We start from the raw sequence: 21,125 nt of genomic DNA, 5'->3' as shown, positions 1-21,125 counted from the left end.
GATAGTAATGGGTTCTATTAAAGATAATTTATCTGAAATAAGAAGTAAAATTGAAAAGGCTGCAAAAAAGGTAAATCGAGATAGCAAAGAAATAACCCTTTTAGCAGTCACAAAAACTGTGGATGTGGATTTAGTTAATGAGGCAATGAATGAAGGAATTACTTCTGTTGGTGAAAATAAACCTCAAGAATTGGCTAGAAAGTATGATATTATAGGTGACAAATTAAACTGGCACTTGATAGGAACTTTGCAAACGAATAAAGTTAAGTACATAATAGATAAAGTTTGTATGATACATTCTTTAGATAGAATTGCATTATGTGAAGAGATTCAAAAACGTGCAGAGCAAATAAATAGAGAGATAGATTGCTTAATACAAGTGAATATATCTAAAGAAGAATCTAAGCATGGACTTGATAAAGATGAAGTTATAGATTTTGTCAAAGAAGTGTCAGAAAAATATAAAAATATAAAGATAAAAGGTCTAATGACAATGGCACCTTTTATAGAAGATGAAAATGAAATAAGAGGTGTATTCAAAGGTCTTAAAGATTTATCAACACAAATAAAAGAGCTAAATATACCTAATGTAGAAATGGATGCTTTGTCAATGGGAATGAGTCATGATTATGAGATTGCTATAGAGGAAGGGGCTACCATTGTTAGGGTTGGAACATCAATCTTTGGAGAAAGAAACTACAATAAAAAATAATTACTCAAATCTGAATAAATTCTAAGGAGGAAGTTAATAATGTCAAATGGAATAATATCTAAATTTAAGAACTGGATAGTTGACGAAGAAGAAGATTACATTGAAGAAGAATATGAAGGTGGTATGGACGATATAGTTCAAGAAGAAGAAATAAATAGTGGATTTAGTACTGCAAAAGCAAATAAAATTGTAAATTTACATACAACAAGTCAAATGAAAGTTGTAATAGTTGAACCTAAAGTTTATGATGAAGCTGCAACTATAGCAGACCATCTAAAACAAAGAAGGGCAGTTATAGTGAATTTGGAAGGGTTGACTAATTCTGAAGTTCGTAAATCTATATTTAACTTTATGAATGGAGCAGTTTATGTTTTAGATGGAAGTATACAAAAGGTTTCTAAATCAATATTTATATTAGCTCCTAACAATGTGGATATAGATGCAAATATGAAAAAAGAATTAGAAAGTAAAGCATTCTTCCCTTGGCAAAATAAATAGTAAAAAGGCGGTTAATATATGGGAACAATAAGAATTGCACTTTATTATCTTTTGGATATAATAGCATGGATGATAGTTATAAAAAGCTTGATGACTTGGTTTCCAAATGGAAGACAAAGCAAAATTTTCGAGATTTTAGAAAATCTTACAGAGCCAATAGAAGGACCAATAAGGTCAATAATGTACAGATACACAAACGGACCTATAGATTTTTCTCCTTTAATTGCAATAGTATTATTGATGTTCCTAAGACAATTAGTATTGGTTATATTCTAAGGTGATAGAATGGATAAATTAAAATTAACAAATCACATAAAGGATATAGACTTGAAAAATAAAATGTTTAAAGTAATAGACAAGGCTAATAGTTGTATAAAAAACTATGATGTTAAGTTTACTGAGTTTCTTAATCCATATGAAGTGAAAAATGCTGTAGCGATATTAAATTCTACAAATGAAATAAAATACAGTGTGGATGGAGGTTATGAACAAGCTGAAAGAAGCACTGTATTTATTTATCCATTTTACATGGAATATGAGGATATAGAAGATACTCTTAGATTTTTACAGATAGAAGGGAATTTCAAATTTAAGAATATATCTCATAAAGATTATTTAGGTGCAATTATGAGTCTAGGTATAAAAAGAGAAAAAATTGGAGATATAATTATACATGATAGCTTTTGTCAAGTAATTGTAAGTAGTGATATTTGCGATTTTATAATCGTGAATTTGGAGAAAGTTTCAAGAAATAATGTAATTGTAAAGGAAATTTCCAGAGAAAACATTGTTAATAGTTCTTCAAAATATAAGGAAGTATCATTTACAGTATCTTCAGATAGGTTAGATTGTGTCATAAGTGGTCTTTACAATATATCTAGACAAGATAGTGCAAAATACATAAATGGAGAAAAAGTCCATGTCAATTATGAAAAGATAACTTCAACCTCTAAAATAGTTAAAAATGATGATTTGATTTCTGTTAGAGGCAAAGGAAGAGCTAATGTAACACAAATAGGAGATATTACTAAAAAAGGTAAAATAAAAGTTCAAGCAAGATTAATTGTATAAGGACTAATTTAAATTATAGCTGGGAGGAAATGTAATGCTAACTCCAATTGAGATAGAAAATAAAGAGTTTAAAAAAGGTTTAAGAGGGTATAGAGATGAAGAGGTTGATGAATTTTTAGACATCATTAAAGAAGATTATGAATCTCTATGTAGAGAAAATACAGCTCTTAAAGAAAAATTAGGATTATATCAAGACCAAGTAAACAAGTATGAAAATATTGAAGAGACATTAAAAGCTACTCTAATAACTGCTCAAAGTGCAGCAGAAGACACTTGTAGCGCGGCTAATAAAAAAGCTAAAATAATTGTTGAAGAGGCAGACTTAAAAGCTAGACAAATTATAGAACAAGCCAATAATCGTGTTATAGAGATAAGAAAAGAGTATGATGCTTTAGTTAAAGAATTTAAGATATTTAGAAATAAATTTAAATCACTATTAGAAGATGAGATAAGAAGTGTTGATGAAATTTTTTATGATGTAGATGAAAAATGTGTAAATGCATTTGAAGGAACAACAGTGTATAATTATAGTAATGATGAAGCTGCTACAACTCTAGAATAAAGCTATGATTTATTGGATTTTTAGGTGAAATTATTGTAGAAGTTTGAGAAATCTATAACAAAAATTTAAAATAGGATAAAAATGTAAGAAAAATAGAAATTATTATATTTTTCAAAAATATATTGACTATTCAAATTATTTGTTATAGAATTTCATATAAACACAGATAAATTTTTAAAAGCGTTGATAGAGACAATTATCTTTAGATAATTTTACAGAGAATTGGGTATGCTGAGAACCAATGAATTTATAAAGGTAAAAATCACTCTTGAGCTGCAGGCTGAACGATTAAATTCTATTAAGCTGTGCCGGTTAGTACCGTTATACTATTAGAGTGTTATATGTGGATAGAATTAAATTCACATATAGAATTAGGGTGGTAACGCGATTTATAACTCGTCCCTTTGTTTAAAGGGGACGAGTTTTTTAGTATTTAAATTTATGTGAAAGAATAAAAAATTTTGGAATTATAATATTTATAGGAAAGGGTGATTTATATGGCGAAATTTAAGCCATTAGTAGACAGTTCAGTAAAACAAGCAGAAGCACAAGTTTTTGATTATTGGAAAGATATAAATATACTTGAAAAAACTTTAGAAAAAGGGGAAAATGACCCAAGTTTTGTATTCTATGAGGGACCTCCTACAGCCAATGGAAATCCTGGAGTACACCATGTTTTATCTAGAACACTTAAAGATTCAGTTTGTAGATATAAAACAATGTCTGGTTATCAAGTAAAGAGAAAAGCTGGTTGGGATACACACGGATTACCAGTTGAAATACAAGTAGAGAAAGAATTAGGTCTTACTAGTAAGCAACAAATAGAAGAGTATGGAATAGCTGAGTTCAACCAAAAATGTAGAGAATCAGTTTTCTCATTTGAAAAACAATGGAGAATAATGACTGAGAGAATGGCTTATGAAGTTGATTTAGATAATCCATATATAACTTTAGACAATAACTATATAGAGTCTGTATGGTGGATACTTAATAAATTCAACAAAGAAGGATATATCTATGAAGGGCATAAAATACTTCCTTATTGCCCAAGATGTGGAACTGGTCTTGCTAGTCATGAGGTTGCACAAGGATATAAAGAAGTAAAAACTAATACAGTTATAGCTAAATTTAAGAAAAAAGATGCTGATGAATATTTCCTAGCATGGACAACAACTCCATGGACTTTACCATCAAATGTTTCATTAACAGTAAATGCTGATGTTGATTACTTAAAAGTTAAGAAAGGTGACGAGGTATATTATGTATCTAAACCTTTAGCTAATAAAGTACTAGGTGAAGATTATGAAGTTTTAGAAGAAATGAAGGGTAAAGACCTAGAAGGATTAGAATATGAACAATTAATGCCTTTTGTAGAAGTTGACAAAAAAGCATTTTTCATTACAGTAGGAGATTATGTAACTACTGAAGATGGTACTGGAATAGTTCATACAGCACCAGCATTTGGTGAAGATGACTATAATACAGGTAAAAGATATGATTTACCAGTTGTACAACCAGTAGATGAAACTGGTAAATTTACAGCTACTCCTTGGGAAGGTAAATTTGTAATGGAAGATGGGCTAGATGTTGAAATAATAAAATGGCTGGCTTCTGAAAATAAATTATATAGTAAAGAAAAAGTAGTTCATAACTATCCGCATTGTTGGAGATGTCAAACTCCACTAGTATACTATGCAAAACCAAGCTGGTATATAGAGATGACTAAACTTAAAGATAAATTAATAGAAAATAACAATGGTGTAAAATGGTTCCCAAGCTTTGTAGGTGAAAAGAGATTTGGAAACTGGTTAGAAAATCTAAATGACTGGGCAATATCAAGAACTAGATATTGGGGAACTCCACTTCCTATATGGAGATGTGAATGTGGTCATACAGATTCAGTAGGTTCAAGAGCTGAATTAGCTCAAAAAGCTATAGAAGATGTAAATCCAGAGACAGTTGAACTTCATAGACCATATGTAGATGATATACATTTAAAATGTGAAAAATGTGGAAAACCAATGACAAGAGTAACAGAAGTTATAGACTGTTGGTTTGATAGTGGGGCTATGCCATTTGCTCAACATCACTATCCATTTGAAAATAAAGAGAACTTTGACCAATTATTCCCAGCTGATTATATATCAGAAGGTATAGACCAGACTAGAGGTTGGTTCTACTCATTACTTGCAGTATCAACATTTGTATTAGGTAAAGCACCATATAAGAGTGTGTTAGTTCCAGACCTTGTACTTGATAAAGAAGGAAAGAAAATGAGTAAATCAAGAGGAAATACAGTAAATCCAATGGAGTTATTTGACCAATATGGAGCAGATGCATTAAGATGGTATCTACTATATGTTTCTCCACCATGGACTCCAACTAAATTTGATATGGATGGATTAAAAGAAATACAAAGTAAATTTATAGGAACTATGAAGAATGTATATAACTTCTTCACTTTATATGCAAATACAGATGATATAAATCCAACTGAATTCTTTGTAGAATATAAAGATAGACCAGAACTTGATAGATGGATACTATCTAAGTTTAATAATTTAATGAAAGATGTAGAAGAAAATTTAGCTATATTTGAATTAAATAAGACTTTAAGAATGATACAAGATTTCATAAACGATGATTTATCTAACTGGTATATCAGACGTTCAAGAAGAAGATTCTGGGCAACTGAGTTAACAGAAGATAAAAAAGCAGTATATAATACAACTTATGAATTATTACATGGTCTTTGCAGAGCTATAGCTCCATTTGCACCATATATGTCAGAAGAAATGTACAGAAATCTAACAGGAGAAGTATCTGTTCACTTAGCTGAATATCCTAAGCCTAATGAAGAATTAATGGATGCTAAATTAGAAGAAAAAATGGATTTAGCTAAAAATCTAGTTACTTTAGGTAGAGCTTCAAGAGAAGTTGAAAGAATAAAAGTTCGTCAACCATTACAAAAAGTATTAGTAGATGGTAAGTTTGAAGATACAATAAGTGATGTAGTTGATTTAATAAAAGAAGAACTTAATGTTAAAGAGGTAGTATTTGCTAAAGACTTAGATGAGTACATGAACTTTAGTCTAAAACCAAACTTTAAGGCAGCAGGACCATTACTAGGTGCTAAGATGAATTTATTTGTAGGAGCATTAAATAAATTAAATGCACATGAAGCTGTTAATAAACTTGAAAATGGTGAAAGTTTAACAGTTGATTTAGATGGTGAAGCGTTTGAGTTTAATAAGGATTTAGTGTTAATAGGTATAACTGCTAAAGAAGGATTTAATGTATCTGTTGAAAACAATCTTTTCGTTATACTAGATACTAAGTTAACTGAAGAATTGGTTGATGAAGGTTATGCTAGAGAATTTATATCTAAAGTACAGCAATTAAGAAAATCTAATAACTTTGAAGTATTAGATAATATAGTGATAGATTACTGTGGTGATGATGAAATTGCTAAGGCTGTTGACCATTTCGATGAATATATCAAGTCTGAGACTTTAGCTTTAGAAATAAACAGAGTGGATGATAAATCTTTAGAAGAACAAAACTTAAATGACCATATGACAGGTATAAAAGTTACAAAAAAATAAAAATAATAGTTAGTTAATTAAAATCCCTATAGAAATTAGTTTATAAATTTCTATAGGGATTTTTTAATACAGTATAATTATCTATTCAATAAAATGTTGAAATATTCCAAAATTTACAGTAAATAAATCTATATAAATCATATAAATTATTTATAGTATGTGATAGAATATTAGTGAATAAACGTTTAAGTGAGGATGAATAATATTTTAGAGTAAACTACTTCTAATAAATTTATTTATAAATTTATTGTGTATAATGCAGGGTGGTTTATTTATTATGCAAAGGGGTGCGTTTTGATGTATGGTGAAAGTAAAAAGCTAAGTATTGATAATAACATATTTTTACAATATGGTCTTATTATATTGGGGATGATTCTATCAACCATAGGAATAAATTTATATCTAGCACCAGCCAAGTTATTAAGTGGAGGAGTAGCTGGGATTTGTGTTATATTATATAAGTTATTTGGTATAAATCAAGGAATATCCAGTTTTTTGATGAATATACCAATATTTATTATAGCTAAAAAGTATTTTGATAATAAATTTTTGTTAATAAGCTTTGTTAATATGCTGTTATTTTCTGTTGCTCTTGGATTAACACAGGATATTGCTAAATATTTTCCAATAGATGACACTATGCTACAGTGTATTTATGGTGGTGCCTTAACTGGAATAGGTATGGGGTTGACTTTTAAAGCAAGAGCTACTGCTGGAGGTCTTGACATAATAGCAGCTATAATGAAAAGAAAGTACGATATACCTATGAAAAATACATTTTTATTTATAAATTTCTTTGTAGTATGTGCAGGTGCATTTTTATTTGGAGCTAAGTTGGTAATGTATACTTTAATTGCTATGTATATAATTTCTTTTACAATGGACATAGCAAAGGATTGTTTTGATAGAAAAAAATCTATACTTCTAATATCTAATAAATATGATGAAATATCCAAAGTAATAATGAATAAGATGGGAAGAGGAGTAACTTTTCTAGAGGCAGAAGGAGCATATACACAAAATAAGAAAAAAATGATTTATTGTATAATATCTGCAAATGAGATAGGTAAATTTAAAGATTTGATTTATGATATGGATAGTGAAGCCTTTATTTCTGTTAATAATGTGGAAGAAGTAAAAGGAGGAGGTTTTAAAGATAAGTTTCTTTAAAATGGCAATGTTAAAAAATACCATATGTATTGTGATTGCACCTAGTTAGATGTATACTATAATTAATGGGGTACATGAAGTACTCAATAATATACTAGGAGGTATAAGAATATGTTAAGAGAGAGATTTGTAGTAAGAAATCACCATAATCCACACACAAGTGGATGTTGTGGAACTGGGGGAGAAGGCTGTTGTGGAGGAGATAATCATGAGCATTCACATCAACATTCTCATAGTCATGGGCATGGACATGAACATGTAAATGGTGTAGGTCACGACCATAATCATGAGGATGGTTTCTCAGGGACTCATGAGCATAGTCATGAGCATGCACATACACATGGGCATGAACACTCAGATGGACATACGCATGAACATAAATAGAGATATTTAAAATTTATAAAAGATTTTTATTTTGTGATTCCATGAAGGTTTAAATAAAAATTAAATGTTTTAAATAAAATTATTAATAATAAATAAGAAAGTGAACTGTTAAATTCAAAGAATTTAATAGTTCACTTTTGTTACATATTAAGCATTAAATTTAAATCCAATGGTTAACTAAAAAAGAAGCTATATTTTCATAAGGTATTTTTTCTGTCCTTAATAAGCTTTGGACAACTAAACCATCTACTATAGACATAAGTAAGAAGGAAAATGATTCAGCATCTTGTTCATTTTCACTTCTACTGTATTTTTCTAAGGACTCAACAATTTCAGATTTAAGAGTAGTTCTCCATTCAATATATTTTAATCTCATTCTTTCTTTCAAATCATCATTTGAAGTAATTGCTTCACAAATAAGATACATATGTACTCTACCACGACTTTCTATAGTAGATATTTTCTCTAAGATTAAATTAACCATTTCTATTTGAGAATTTTTTGATTTGACGTTTTTTACACAGTTTAATATAGCACTGGTTATAACTTCTAAATGAGTGTCTGCAATATCATATATAATATCATTTTTAGATGCGTAGTGATAATACAAAGTACCTTTACTTATATTTACATCTTTTGCAATATCAGCAAGACTAGTATTTTGAACTCCATTTTTGGCTATTAAATTAGTTGCAGATGATAAAATAGCCTGTTTCATATTGTTTGTTTTCATAAAACCTACCTTTCTATGTATATTTATAACAAATTAATAACATTATAAGCTTATGGATATTTATTGTCAATAAAGCAAGAATCTATATCTATTGACTTTTTTTCATTCAAAATATAAAATAGTAATTAAATCGGTCGTACGACCGACTGAATAAATAAAAACAATATCTTATAGTGAGGTTAATATGGATAAAATAAAATTGATAGTGGATAGTGCATGTGACTTACCTAATGATATAATAGAAAAATACAACATTGAAGTTGTTGGTTTAAATGTATCTTTTGGAGAAGAAAGTTATATATCTGGAAAGGAAATAGATAATGAAACTTTCTATAGAAAAATGAGTGAAAGCAAAGTACTACCAAAAACATCATGTCCTTCACCTGATAAATTTTTAGAAGCATATCATTGTCAGGAAGAAAGTATATTGGTGATTAATATAAGTTCAAGACTATCTGGGACTTATAATAGTGCACTTTTGGCAAAAGATATGTTTGAAAAGGAAGGGAACAATAAAAAAATTGAGGTTATAGACTCACTTAGTGGGTCAATTGGAATAGGACAACTTGTGTTAAAAGCAGCAATATTAATCAAAGAAGGAAAAGAAATCGAAGAAGTTGTTTCAATAATAGATAAATACAAAGATAATCCACCATTTTTGGGGACTTTAGAGACATTAGAAAATGCTATCAAGGGTGGAAGAATAAACCCTATAGCAGGAAAAATTATAAATACATTGAATTTTAAGGCTATAATACAAGTTGCAGATGGTATTGTAACTCCAATAGATAAGGCAAGAGGTGAAGGGAATAGCTTGAAAAAGTTGATTAATTTAGTAGAATCCAAGATTAAAGACAGAGAAGAAAAGGTCTTATTTATAGGACATGCAAACTGTCCTGAGAAGGCTCAAAAAGTAAGGGAAGTTATGGAGAAAGATGTAAAATATAAAGATGTTGTAATCTGTGAAGTTGGCTCAGTTATGGGTACATATACTTCAAAAGGTGCAATTTTAATTACTGCTATATAAATCATGATGTGAAAAATTGAAGCCATATAAAAATGCTTAAAGCATTTTTATATGGCTTGTTTTAATTTTAGTAAGTTAATTTTATAATTAACCAACTACACATATTTCTTTATCATATTTATTTAATATCTCACAACCATCTTCAGTAACAAGTACTAAATCTTCTATTCTAACTCCGAATTCACCTGGTAAATATATACCTGGTTCTATAGAGAATATCATTCCTGGTTGTACAGTATCTGTATTTATAGAAGATACATCTCCCTTATCATGAACTTCAAGTCCTATAGAGTGACCTGTTCTATGAGTGAAGTATTGTCCATATCCTTTTTCAGTTATGTAATCACGAGCAGCAGCATCTATATCACAGAATCTAACTCCTGGTTTTACAATAGCTTCAGCTCTCTTATTAGCTTCAAGAACTATTTCAAATATCTCTCTACCTTTTTCAGGTATTTCTTTATAGAATACAGTTCTTGTCATATCAGCACAATAATTGTCTTTTATACAACCTATGTCTAATATTATTGCATCTCCTGGTTTTACAAGTGCGTTTCCAGGCTCACCATGTGGGTTAGCTCCATTAGGTCCAAATCCTATAATAGGGTCAAATGAAAATCCATCAGCACCTAAATCTTCATATATTTTAGATAATTTACCAACAAGTTGTTTCTCTGTAAGTTCACCAGAAACAGTAGCTTTAAGTTGCTCCATACCCTTGTCATTTAATCTTGAAGCTATTCTCATTAATTCTTTTTCTTCTTCATCTTTACACATTCTTAAAGTATCTATTATATAAGATGAATTTACAAATTTGCTTCCTCCACCTAATTCCATTAAGCTTAATAAGAATCTAGCTGGCCAGTTTTTATCAACACCCATAGTAGCATTTTTGTCTATATGTTCAGTTATTATTTCTACTGGATTTTGAGTATCATTAAACCAAATCATTTCAACACCTAAATCTTCTGTAACAGGGAATAATTCATTTATAAATAATTTATTATTTCCATTTAAATTTAGGTATAATGCTAATAATCTTTCGCCTGGGTGGATTAGTGCTCCTGTTAGATAAAATATCGAAGTAGGGTCACTTACCAACATTTGAGAAATATCATCTTTTTTCATTTGTTCAAGTACAGCATTCAATCTTTGAGTCTTCATAATAATTTCCTCCTAATCAAAATTTAATACAAATCAATTTTAGCATTATTAAACAAAAAAGAGTATACTTTTCTTTTAGAAATATAAAAAATTTTTGTTATATATTTTTTATATTAAATTTAATCATCACTTTTACATTAAATATAGAGGTAAATTATTTTTTATTGTGAAAAATTTATAAAAATAATAAATAAAATTTATAAATTTGTGATTTTAAGTTTTTTATATCATCATGAAAAATAACAAATAAAATTTTATATTAAAATAATATTGAAACAATTTTAAAAATTTAGTATGATTAGAATTAAAGTGGCAGAGCTTTTGAGATTTACCACTTTTAATAAAATTTGATTTCAAAGTATTTAGATTTTTTTAATAAAAGACCTTAATAATTTAAAAACTCTGAATGCTATTGATTTAATGACAGTGAATCTGTTTTATCAATTTTGAAATCAACTTTTAACTAATTAATAGAGAGGAGAATTTAAATTAGGATGGAAAAGAAAAAAATAGGCCTGTGGAGTTTGGTATTTATGAATGTATCAGCTTTATATGGTATCAGATGGATAGCTAAATCTACAGCATCAAGCTTTGGTTTAGGATTAGGTGCAATACCTATGTGGTTATTATTCTCATTTATATATTTTGTACCAGGAGCTTTAATTTGTGCTGAATTAGCTTCTACATATCAAAAAGGCGATGGAGGTTTATATGATTGGGTTAAGGAAGCCTTTGGAGAAAAATATGGATTTTTAGTTTCTTGGCTAAATTGGACAGCTAAAATATTTTGGTATTCTTCATTCTTAACTTTTTTAGCAGTAAATGTTTCTTATACAATAGGAAATCCAGCACTTGCAGATAATAAGATGTTTGTACTTATATTATCTTTAGTAATATTCTGGGCATTATCTCTTATAGCAACTAAAGGAATAAGTTTTACAAAGATATTTACTAATACAGGTGCATTAGGTTCAACAATACCAAGTGCTATACTTATAATATTTTCATTTGTAGCAGTATTTGTATTGAAAAAACATGATATAGCTTCAACATATACAATAGCTTCAATGACTCCAAAGCTTAACATGGATGCATTTGTCGCTATATCAGCTATAATGTTTGGTTTAGCAGGAGCAGAAACTGCAGCTAACTTTATAACAGAGATAGATAAGCCTGAAAAGAACTTCCCTAAAGCTATATTAATATCAGCTGGGATAGTAGCTTCATTATATGTATTAGGTTCAATTGCAATAACAATGATAATACCACCAGACCAAATTACTGCTTCTAAAGGTGTATTGGATGCACTTGCAGCTGTTTGTCAATCTTTAGGAATAGGCTCTTGGTTGGTTCAATTAATAGCTTTTGGTATAGCTTTCTCAATACTAGGAGCAATAGTTCTTTACATAGCATCACCAATAAAAATGTTATTTGGTAGTGTCAAAAAAGGAGTATTCCCAGATAGCTTAGTAGAAGTAAATGAACATAAAATACCTTCTAAAGCTGTTATACTTCAAGCAATAATAGTTACTATAATATTATTAGTGACTACATTAATGCCTTCTGTTGATGCTATATATAATGTTCTTGTAACTATGACAGCATTAACTGCTTTATTCCCATATGTGTTATTATATGCTTCTTATATTAAATTAAGAAAAGAGAGACCAGATGAAATTAGACCTTATACTATGGCAAAATCAACAAGTACTTGTATAGGTTTAGCGAAAATGGTTCTAGTAGTAACTGTAGTTGGTATACTATTATCTGCAGCACCAGTTATGCCTACATTTGTTGAAAATATCATATATGAGATAGAGATGATTGGTGGAGGTCTTCTAGTTATACTATCTGGTATATGGTTGTGGAATAGATATGAAAAGAAAACAGCTAAATAAAAATGTATTTTAATAATTTCTTTTGGATATTATAATATATAGTTGACAATTTATAGTGTAAGGAATATTATAAAATAAAGAAATTAATAAATTTAATCCTGTGATAAGAAATAGTAAATAAATATACTTTTGTACAGAGAGTTAAGGGTGCTGAGAACTTAATAAAAAGTGTTTATTGAATGGGTCTTTAAGGAGTAAGGTGAAATGTAGTTTAAGGCTACAGAGTATCTGATATCGTGTGTGCACGTTACAGCATATATTGAGATATATATATTCAACTTTGAGTATATATAAATTTAGGTGGTACCACGGAAAATATATCCGTCCTATTGATTTAGGACGGATTTTTTAATATAGAAAATTTAGGAGGAAAAATGAACGTAATAGGAATTATAGGTGCAATGGATGAAGAAGTAAGTATTTTAGTTAATTTAATGGATATTAAAGAAACTGTAAAAAAAGCTAGTTTAGAGTTTCATCAAGGAACATTAGAAGGAAAAAATGTAGTATTAGTAAAATGTGGTATAGGTAAAGTTAATTCTGCTCTTTGTGCACAGATACTAATAAGTGAATTTAAAGTTGATGCTATTGTTAATACAGGTGTAGCAGGTGCTTTGAACGAAAATCTTGATGTTAATGACATAGTGATATCGACTGATGCTATACAATATGATATAGATACTACAGCATTTGGAGACCCTAAGGGAGTTATACCAAGAATGAAGACTTCTGTATTTAAAGCAGATGAAAGACTTATAGATGCTGCTTACAAATCTTCTGTAGAGGAAGTAAAGACTCACAAAGTACTGAAAGGAAGAGTTGTTACAGGAGATAAATTTATAAATTCTAAAGAATTAAAAGATGAATTAGTAAATGATTTTGGTGGGTATTGTGGAGAAATGGAAGGTGGAGCTATAGCTCATGTATGTTATCTAAATAATACTCCATTCGTAATAATAAGAGCAATGTCTGATAAGGCAGATGGAAGTGCTGATGTTACGTATGATGTATTTGTACACGATGCTGCCAACAATTCTAAGGATATAGTTTTAAATATGTTAAAATCAATATAAATATAAGGAGGTACAAGTAAAATGAGTGAAAAAAAAGTTATATTTAGTGGTGCACAACCATCAGGAAAAATGACTTTAGGAAATTATATAGGAGCTATAAAAAACTGGACTGAACTTCAAGATAATTATGATTGCTATTATAGTATAGTTGATTTACATGCAATAACAGTACCTCAAGACCCTAAAGTTTTGAGAGCTAATGCTATAGAATTGCTTGCTCAATATATAGCTTGTGGATTAGACCCAGAAAAAAATACTATATTTATTCAATCTCATGTTAAAGAGCATGTTGAACTTATGTGGGTATTAAGTACAATGACTTATATGGGAGAATTAAGCAGAATGACTCAGTTTAAGGATAAATCACAAAAAAGTGAAGCAAATCTAAATGCAGGTTTGTTTACTTATCCAGTCCTTATGGCTGCTGACATATTATTATATCAAACTGATTTGGTTCCAGTTGGAGATGACCAAAAACAACATTTAGAGTTATCTCGTGATTTAGCAAATAGATTTAATAATAGATTCTCACCTACATTTGTGGTTCCAGAAGGATACTATCCAAAAGGTGGAGCAAGAGTAATGAGTTTACAAGAGCCAACTAAGAAAATGAGTAAATCTGATTCAAATGAAAATGCCTTTATATTATTAGCAGATGATTCAGATACTATAAAGAGAAAGATAAAGAGAAGTGTTACTGATTCTTTAGGTGTTGTAAAATATACTGATGAGCAACCTGGTATTAAAAATCTACTTGATATATACTCTAATTTAAGCAAAAAGAGTGTGGAAGAGATTGTAAACATGTATGAAGGTAAAGGTTATGGAGTATTTAAAGAAGATGTGGCTGAAGTAGTAGCAGAAAGTTTAAGACCTATAAGAGAAAGATATGTGGACCTTCTTAATAATAAAGATTATTTAGAAAAAATATATAGTATGGGAGCAGAAAAAGCTGAAAAACAAGCTAGAAAGACTCTTAGAAAAGTTTATAAAAAAGTTGGTTTTATAGAAAGAAGATATTAATGATTAACTATAGATAAACATTTATCTTTTTAGTTAAATAAATTATAATAATAAATTAAAAATAATATTTATTTATGAAAAGGTTGTAAGTAGATTTGTATAAAAATACATTTACATACGACCTTTTCTTATCAAATAAGTTTAATAATTATTAGAAGATTTACTTAGATTCTTTTAATTTTCTCCATAAAGTACTTCTGCATATCCCAAGCTTATCAGCCACTATTTGTTTATTCCATTTACATTCATTTAAATAAGATAAAATAATTTCTCTTTCCATTACTTCAAGGGTATCTCTGTGTATCTTAATAATCTCCTTACTTTCTTTTTTGTCTTCTACAACATTATTTTCCATAACATCAGTTGTATTTTCTAAACAATTATAAATCAAATTATTATTATTATTTTCTTTGCCATAAAGAAGTACAAATCTATGAATAGTATTCTCTAATTCTCTAACATTACCTGGCCAATTATAATTTGTTAATATATCCAACTCATGTTTTTCTAAATATGGAATGTTTACTTTGTATTTTTTTGAATAGTAATTTAAAAAATGAATGGATAAAATCTCAATATCTCCCTTTCTATCAGAGAGAGTAGGTAAGTTCAAATTTAATATATTTAAACGATAATACAAGTCAGTTCTGAATTTATTATTGCGAGTTAATTTATTCATATCTTGATTTGTAGCTGCTATTATTCTAACATCAACTGAAATTATAGAATCTGAACCTATTCTATTAAATTCTTTTTCTTGTATTACCCTTAACAATTTACTCTGGAGAGAAATTGGTAGAGAATTAATTTCATCTAAAAAAATTGTTCCTGTATGAGCTAGTTCAAATAAGCCTTTTTTTCCATTTTTTTTTGCACCTGAGAATGCTCCTTCTTCATAACCAAAAAATTCACTTTCAAGAAGATTTTCAGGAATTGCTCCACAATTTATAGGTACAAAAGGTCCATTTTTTCTGTTACTTTCATTATGTATACTTTGTGCTAATAATTCTTTTCCAGTACCACTATTTCCAGATATTAGAATGCTTGCATCTGTTGAAGCATAGATGCGTGCAGAATTAATAACATTTTTAATAGCATTACTTTTTCCTATTATATCATCAAAATTATACTTTGCTACAAATCCTTTAGCATTCAATTTTGACCTAATTTTCTGTTCTTGCTCTTGAATTTTTTCAACGTTATGGAAACGTAATATCTTTTCTGCAAAACCACTTTCATTAAGATTGGATTTTTCTATCAGAAAATTTGACTTATCAATTTTGATTATTTCTTTGTCCTTACCTTCTTTATTTAAAAAATCAGCTATTGTGTTGTTTATGTCAACAATTTTTTTATTAAACACCTGAATATTTTTAATACCTAAGATATCTTCTAAGGTTGAGTTAATCAGTACCACTTTATCACCATTAATTGCCATGACACCTTCTGATATATAGTTTACAATTAATTTTAGACTTTCTAATTGTTTTCTTTCTTTTTTTCTTACTTTAATTATAGAAAGAGCTTGTTTTATAGCTTCAATTACAGAAGTTTTACTTGATTTAACAAATACTACAGGCATTTTATTTGATGTACCACTTTCTAATGCGGCTATTCCTCCGCCCACCATTGCATCCATACCATCGGATTTTCCACAAATTACTTGGTTATGAATGTCATCTATAGTTTCAAAAGCATATATTTTAAGTTTATGTAGATTAAGGATATTTTTAATTATGTCAACTTTGTCTGTTATCAATTCTATTGTTTCTGAATGCATTATAATACCTATATTATCACCATATATCTTTGCAGAATTAACCGCATTTATAATATCAAAGTAATCAGGCTCCATTCTAATTATAACTGTATTTTTAAATATTTTACTTATGTGACTTGCCACACCACCTCTACTAATTATTACTTCAGGATATGAATACTCTGTAAAAAGATTGTTTAATTTACTTATTAAATAATCATTTATATTGTATCCCTCAATTACAGTTGGATATAAATTCATTTCATTAAGTATCTCAGATAATTGGGATTCAAATCCCTCATAAGGAGATAAAATCACCAAATCTTTTTCTAAATTGTTTGTTTCTGAATTAGTTATTTTCAATTTAATCACCTTCAAATCGTAATAATATGTCTAAATCAAGTCTTTAAAGTGTATCTATTAACAATCATTATATATATGTTTGTTTAATTATTCAACAAAATGTTTTATAAGATTATATAAATAAACATTATTGATTTATAACTATAATAAATATTAAACATAGAATACCCATTTGAATCTATTTCAAAGAGCTGGAATAGCATTGATGAGCAAGAAAACGATTTTTTAAAAAATTATTTGGCATACTTGTTGCTTATTATACTGTTGAAAGACTTAATTACATTTAGATAGGAGAAATATAATATGATTGATTTAAGAAGTGATACACTTACACAACCATCAGAAGAAATGTTAAAAATGATTCTTTTAGCACAAACTGGAGATGCGGGTAGAGAAGATGAGTATGGTAGAGGAGAAGATAAAACAGTTAATGAATTAGAAGATTTTGCAGCACAATTAACTGGAAAAGAATCTGCTGCATTTTTTCCTTCAGGAACATTGGCAAATACTACAGCAATCCTTACATATTGTAAGCCTAGAGATAAGGTACTTGTAGATGAAAAACAACATATTTTACTTAGCGAAAAAGTGGTTTTTGATTCACGTTTTGGACAGTTGTTGCCAATTAAATTTAAATTAGCAGAAGATGGTATTCCTGATAAAAGTGATATCATTAGACTAATTAAAACAAATAATATCAAATTGATAAGTATTGAAAATACACACAATTTTGCAGGTGGTAAATGTATACCTTTGGAAGATTTAAAAGAATTAAGAAAAGTATCTATAAAACATAATATTCCTATTCATATGGATGGAGCTAGACTATTTAATGCATCTATTGCAACAGGGGTTGATGTAAAAGATATTTGTAAGAATGTGGATTCAGTTATGTTTTGTATTTCTAAAGGTTTAGGTGGACCTATAGGTTCAATTTTATCTGGGAGTAAAGATTTCATAGGTGAAGCTAGAAAACTTAGAAAGCTATTAGGTGGTAATATGAGACAAGCTGGCATAATAGCTGCTACTGGAATCTATGCTCTAAAGCATAATGTAGAAAGATTAGCTATTGACCATAAAAATGCAAAATATTTAGCCGATAATTTAAAAGATATTAAGGATATAAATATAGACCATAATGTTCAAAGTAATATTGTCATTATAAATATAGGCAAATCTAGAGTAGCTCAAGAGGAGTTTTGTAATAAATTATTACAGAATGGTTTGAAGGTCACAGTATTGCCATCTGGAGAGATTAGATTAGTATTTTATAAAGGAATTACTACTGAAAATGTAAAGCAAGCTGTGAAAATCATAAAACAAGTTTTAAATGAAATATAAAAAGTTATAAAAAAGATTAGTGTTTATAAAAGTTATTAAAAAACGTATAAAGGGGTGGCAAGTTTTATGGAAAAGGTAGATAATAATAAAAAATATATTATTTTAGGTATACTATTTATTGCTTGGTTTGTAGGGTATTGTGATAAGATGGCAATTAATGTTGCTGCAATACCAATAAGTAAAGAGTATGGTCTAAATCCAACACAAGTGGGTTTTTTAATTAGTTCATTTTCTTTTGGTATGGCCATTATGTCCCTTTTTGGAGGATACTTTGCTGATAAATATGAATCTAAAAAATTGATTATAGTAATAGTATCTATATGGGCTATATTTTCTACACTTACAGGTATGTCATGGTCATTTGTTTCTCTTATGGTGATAAGGTTTATGTATGGATGTGCAGAAGGAATATTTCCACCAGCAAGTTCAGTTACAATAGCAGAGAATTTTAAAAAAGAGCAATTTGGAAGAGCAAAGTCTTTTCTTATATCAGCAGGTCAGTTAGGGACTGCTTTTGCGGGTTTAATTATAGCGTATTTGGCATTTTCTTATGGATGGAGAAAAGCATTTTTCATTTTTGCCATAGCTGACTTAATAATTGCTTTGTCTTTGTACTTATTAAATAAAAATGAAAAAAATACAGGTAAGAGTACACAAAAAACAAAATCAAAAAAAGTTCCTCTTAAAGAAGCTTTTAAAAATCCTATTGTGTGGAAGACACCAATTATTCAATTTGGCGTAGGATTTTTAATGTGGGGATTAAACTCTTGGTTGCCACAATACTGGGTGAATGTCAAACATTTAGATATTAAAACTATGGCTACTTATTCAATGATACCAGCACTTGCATCATTTGTTTTTGTAAATATATCAGGATGGATTATTGACAAATATTTTGTTGGACGTGAGAAAATAGCTATTATTGCTTCTCTAATCATAATGTGCATTTCTGTTTTCTTAATGTATAATACTGGAAGTATTGTTTTAGGATTTATATATCAAACGATTGCTAATTTGGGAGTATGTTGTCTGAGCCCAGCATTTTATACATTAGTGTTAAAATATGTTCGAAAGGATTTAGTTGGTACAGCAACTGGATTTATAGCTTTTGGGTCATCTGTTGCTGGAATTATTGCACCATTAATAATGGGTCTTTCAATTACTCTTCTTAAAGGGTCTTATATAGCAGTTTTCGGAATGATTATAGTTATACTTATATTATGTATATTTCTTGCAGCTACAATTAATACACGTGAACAAGCTGAAAAAAACATGAATGAGCAGAATTTGTAGTGAATAAGGTTTTTTAATATTTGGAATGAATAATATTTATAAAGGGAGTGTGTATTATGTATTATAATTTTGAAAGAATTGATGAAGTAGAATTTAAGAAAGAGCTTATTAAGGTTCGCAGAGACTTACATAAATATCCAGAATCAGCATGGACTGAGTATCGTACTACTGTAAAAATAATTGAAATGTTTGAAGAATTAAAAATTACTTATATGTATGGAACTGAAATTCATTCACCTGAACATATGCTTGGAAAGCCTGATATAGACATTCAAGAAGAGTGCATTAAACGTGCTATCAAAGAAACTGGAAGAGAAGATTTAATCAATAAAATTGCTGGAGGATTTACAGGAGTAGTTGGTATTATTGAAGGAGAACAAACTGGTCCTACTGTTGCAATTCGTTTTGATATTGATTGTAATGATTTGATAGAAAGTGATGAACCTGGACATGTTCCTGTAAAGGAAGGTTTCAATTCAGAGCATCATGGATGTATGCATGCCTGTGGTCATGATGCACATACTGCTATTGGATTTGGGACAGCAAAGATTTTATCAAAATACAAAGACAAGATTAAAGGAAAAGTTATGCTTATATTTCAACCTGCTGAAGAAGGTGGAAGAGGTGCAATTTCTTTAGTAGAAAAAGGAATTCTACATGAGGTTGATTACATATTTGGTGGTCATATTGCAAATGTAACAGGTAATTTAGGAGCAATAGCAGCTGGTAGTTATGGATATCTTGTTAGTAGTAAATTTGATGTCTGTTTTGAGGGAAAATCAGCTCATGCAGGTAATTGTCCAGAGGTTGGTCATAATGCCCTTGCTGCAGCAGCAACAGCAACACTAAATATGCTTGCTATACCTAGAACTGGAAAAGGTGCAAGTCGTATTAATATTGGAGTGTTGCAAGCAGGTACAGGGCGTAATGTTATCCCTGATAATGCTATTTTGAAAGCTGAAACAAGAGGTATTACAAATGAAATTAATGAATATATGCTTGAAAGTGCAATTAGAGTATGTGAATCTTCTGCATTAATGTATAAGTGTAAATATAGTCTAAATTTTAAAGGAAAATCTGCTGATTCTTATTGTGATAAAGATTTTGTAGAGTTTGTAGCAAAATCAGGTAAATGTATTGATGGGATTAGAGAAATAGTTGATTATGCTGATTTGGGTGCAGGAGAAGATTTTACATTTATGATGAATGATGTTCATAAGCATGGTGGAAAAGCGACATATCTTCTACTTGATGCTGAATTAACTGAAAAACATCATAATAGAAATTTTGATTATAATGAGGATATTATACCAATCTCTGCCATGTTATACTCTAAAGTTGTTTTAGATATCTCATCCAACTATTAAAGTTGTTATAAAAAATTAAGATAAATATAAAATGGGGGCATATCAAACAGAGATTAGCCCCTATTTATATGTAAATGTTGAT

At 29.0% G+C, this 21,125-nt stretch carries 18 protein-coding genes and 2 other annotated features; of the genes, 15 read left to right on the top strand and 3 right to left on the bottom strand.

Going from position 1 to position 21,125, the window contains the following annotated elements:
- Nucleotides 1-7: 7 nt before the first annotated feature.
- The 8 genes from KGF38_RS05635 (at nt 8) to KGF38_RS05600 (ending at nt 8,002) form a co-directional block, all read left to right on the top strand.
- Entirely contained in the window at nt 8-712 is a 705-nt protein-coding gene (locus KGF38_RS05635) for a YggS family pyridoxal phosphate-dependent enzyme (protein ID WP_176702458.1), read from the top strand.
- Nucleotides 713-751: 39 nt separating this feature from the next.
- Nucleotides 752-1,210, top strand: coding sequence for a cell division protein SepF (locus KGF38_RS05630; RefSeq protein WP_021385412.1), 459 nt, complete (start codon nt 752-754; stop codon nt 1,208-1,210).
- A gap of 18 nt (nt 1,211-1,228) precedes the next feature.
- Nucleotides 1,229-1,486 (top strand): YggT family protein, encoded by a 258-nt coding sequence (locus KGF38_RS05625; RefSeq protein ID WP_021385428.1) that lies wholly within the window; start codon nt 1,229-1,231, stop codon nt 1,484-1,486.
- A gap of 9 nt (nt 1,487-1,495) precedes the next feature.
- Entirely contained in the window at nt 1,496-2,281 is a 786-nt protein-coding gene (locus KGF38_RS05620; protein WP_054271195.1) for an RNA-binding protein, read from the top strand.
- Nucleotides 2,282-2,315: 34 nt separating this feature from the next.
- Nucleotides 2,316-2,843, top strand: a complete 528-nt coding sequence (locus KGF38_RS05615; protein ID WP_003426928.1) for a DivIVA domain-containing protein — start codon at nt 2,316-2,318, stop codon at nt 2,841-2,843.
- A 174-nt stretch (nt 2,844-3,017) separates the two neighbouring features.
- Nucleotides 3,018-3,250: a binding site (T-box leader), on the top strand.
- Between the two features lie 90 nt (nt 3,251-3,340).
- Nucleotides 3,341-6,448 carry an isoleucine--tRNA ligase gene (gene ileS / locus KGF38_RS05610; RefSeq protein ID WP_074178494.1) on the top strand — a complete coding sequence of 1,036 codons (3,108 nt, stop codon included), beginning with the start codon at nt 3,341-3,343 and terminating at the stop codon, nt 6,446-6,448.
- A gap of 297 nt (nt 6,449-6,745) precedes the next feature.
- Entirely contained in the window at nt 6,746-7,618 is an 873-nt protein-coding gene (locus KGF38_RS05605; RefSeq protein WP_074178493.1) for a YitT family protein, read from the top strand.
- Between the two features lie 111 nt (nt 7,619-7,729).
- On the top strand, nt 7,730-8,002 hold the full coding sequence (locus tag KGF38_RS05600) for a hypothetical protein (protein WP_054271192.1): 273 nt from the start codon (nt 7,730-7,732) through the stop codon (nt 8,000-8,002).
- 160 nt (nt 8,003-8,162) lie between these two features.
- On the opposite strand, the gene KGF38_RS05595 is transcribed toward KGF38_RS05600, so the two are convergent.
- On the bottom strand, nt 8,163-8,735 hold the full coding sequence (locus KGF38_RS05595) for a TetR/AcrR family transcriptional regulator (protein WP_054271191.1): 573 nt from the start codon (nt 8,733-8,735) through the stop codon (nt 8,163-8,165).
- 184 nt (nt 8,736-8,919) lie between these two features.
- On the opposite strand from KGF38_RS05595, the gene KGF38_RS05590 reads away from it, so the two are divergent.
- Nucleotides 8,920-9,762 (top strand): DegV family protein, encoded by an 843-nt coding sequence (locus KGF38_RS05590; protein ID WP_074178492.1) that lies wholly within the window; start codon nt 8,920-8,922, stop codon nt 9,760-9,762.
- Nucleotides 9,763-9,849: 87 nt separating this feature from the next.
- On the opposite strand, the gene KGF38_RS05585 is transcribed toward KGF38_RS05590, so the two are convergent.
- Nucleotides 9,850-10,926 carry a M24 family metallopeptidase gene (locus tag KGF38_RS05585; protein WP_054271189.1) on the bottom strand — a complete coding sequence of 359 codons (1,077 nt, stop codon included), beginning with the start codon at nt 10,924-10,926 and terminating at the stop codon, nt 9,850-9,852.
- Between the two features lie 494 nt (nt 10,927-11,420).
- Here KGF38_RS05585 and KGF38_RS05580 point away from each other — a divergent pair, with 494 nt between their 5' ends.
- From KGF38_RS05580 to trpS, 3 genes are all read left to right on the top strand, one after another.
- Nucleotides 11,421-12,824 (top strand): amino acid permease, encoded by a 1,404-nt coding sequence (locus KGF38_RS05580; protein WP_074178490.1) that lies wholly within the window; start codon nt 11,421-11,423, stop codon nt 12,822-12,824.
- A 91-nt stretch (nt 12,825-12,915) separates the two neighbouring features.
- Nucleotides 12,916-13,156 (top strand) — a binding site (T-box leader).
- 42 nt (nt 13,157-13,198) lie between these two features.
- On the top strand, nt 13,199-13,897 hold the full coding sequence (locus KGF38_RS05575; RefSeq protein ID WP_054277265.1) for a 5'-methylthioadenosine/adenosylhomocysteine nucleosidase: 699 nt from the start codon (nt 13,199-13,201) through the stop codon (nt 13,895-13,897).
- A 21-nt stretch (nt 13,898-13,918) separates the two neighbouring features.
- Complete coding sequence (gene trpS, locus KGF38_RS05570) at nt 13,919-14,920, top strand: tryptophan--tRNA ligase (RefSeq protein ID WP_054271186.1); 1,002 nt, start codon at nt 13,919-13,921, stop codon at nt 14,918-14,920.
- A gap of 160 nt (nt 14,921-15,080) precedes the next feature.
- On the opposite strand, the gene KGF38_RS05565 is transcribed toward trpS, so the two are convergent.
- Complete coding sequence (locus KGF38_RS05565; protein WP_079770231.1) at nt 15,081-17,042, bottom strand: sigma 54-interacting transcriptional regulator; 1,962 nt, start codon at nt 17,040-17,042, stop codon at nt 15,081-15,083.
- A gap of 303 nt (nt 17,043-17,345) precedes the next feature.
- On the opposite strand from KGF38_RS05565, the gene KGF38_RS05560 reads away from it, so the two are divergent.
- The 3 genes from KGF38_RS05560 (at nt 17,346) to KGF38_RS05550 (ending at nt 21,043) form a co-directional block, all read left to right on the top strand.
- Nucleotides 17,346-18,383, top strand: a complete 1,038-nt coding sequence (locus tag KGF38_RS05560) for a threonine aldolase family protein (protein ID WP_074178489.1) — start codon at nt 17,346-17,348, stop codon at nt 18,381-18,383.
- 66 nt (nt 18,384-18,449) lie between these two features.
- Complete coding sequence (locus tag KGF38_RS05555; protein ID WP_054271183.1) at nt 18,450-19,676, top strand: MFS transporter; 1,227 nt, start codon at nt 18,450-18,452, stop codon at nt 19,674-19,676.
- Between the two features lie 56 nt (nt 19,677-19,732).
- Nucleotides 19,733-21,043, top strand: a complete 1,311-nt coding sequence (locus KGF38_RS05550; protein ID WP_074178488.1) for an amidohydrolase — start codon at nt 19,733-19,735, stop codon at nt 21,041-21,043.
- Nucleotides 21,044-21,125: the final 82 nt, after the last annotated feature.

The organism is Clostridioides sp. ZZV14-6387, from assembly GCF_020657835.1.
Classification (GTDB): domain Bacteria; phylum Bacillota; class Clostridia; order Peptostreptococcales; family Peptostreptococcaceae; genus Clostridioides; species Clostridioides difficile_A.
This window is presented reverse-complemented; position numbering and strand designations above follow the sequence as displayed.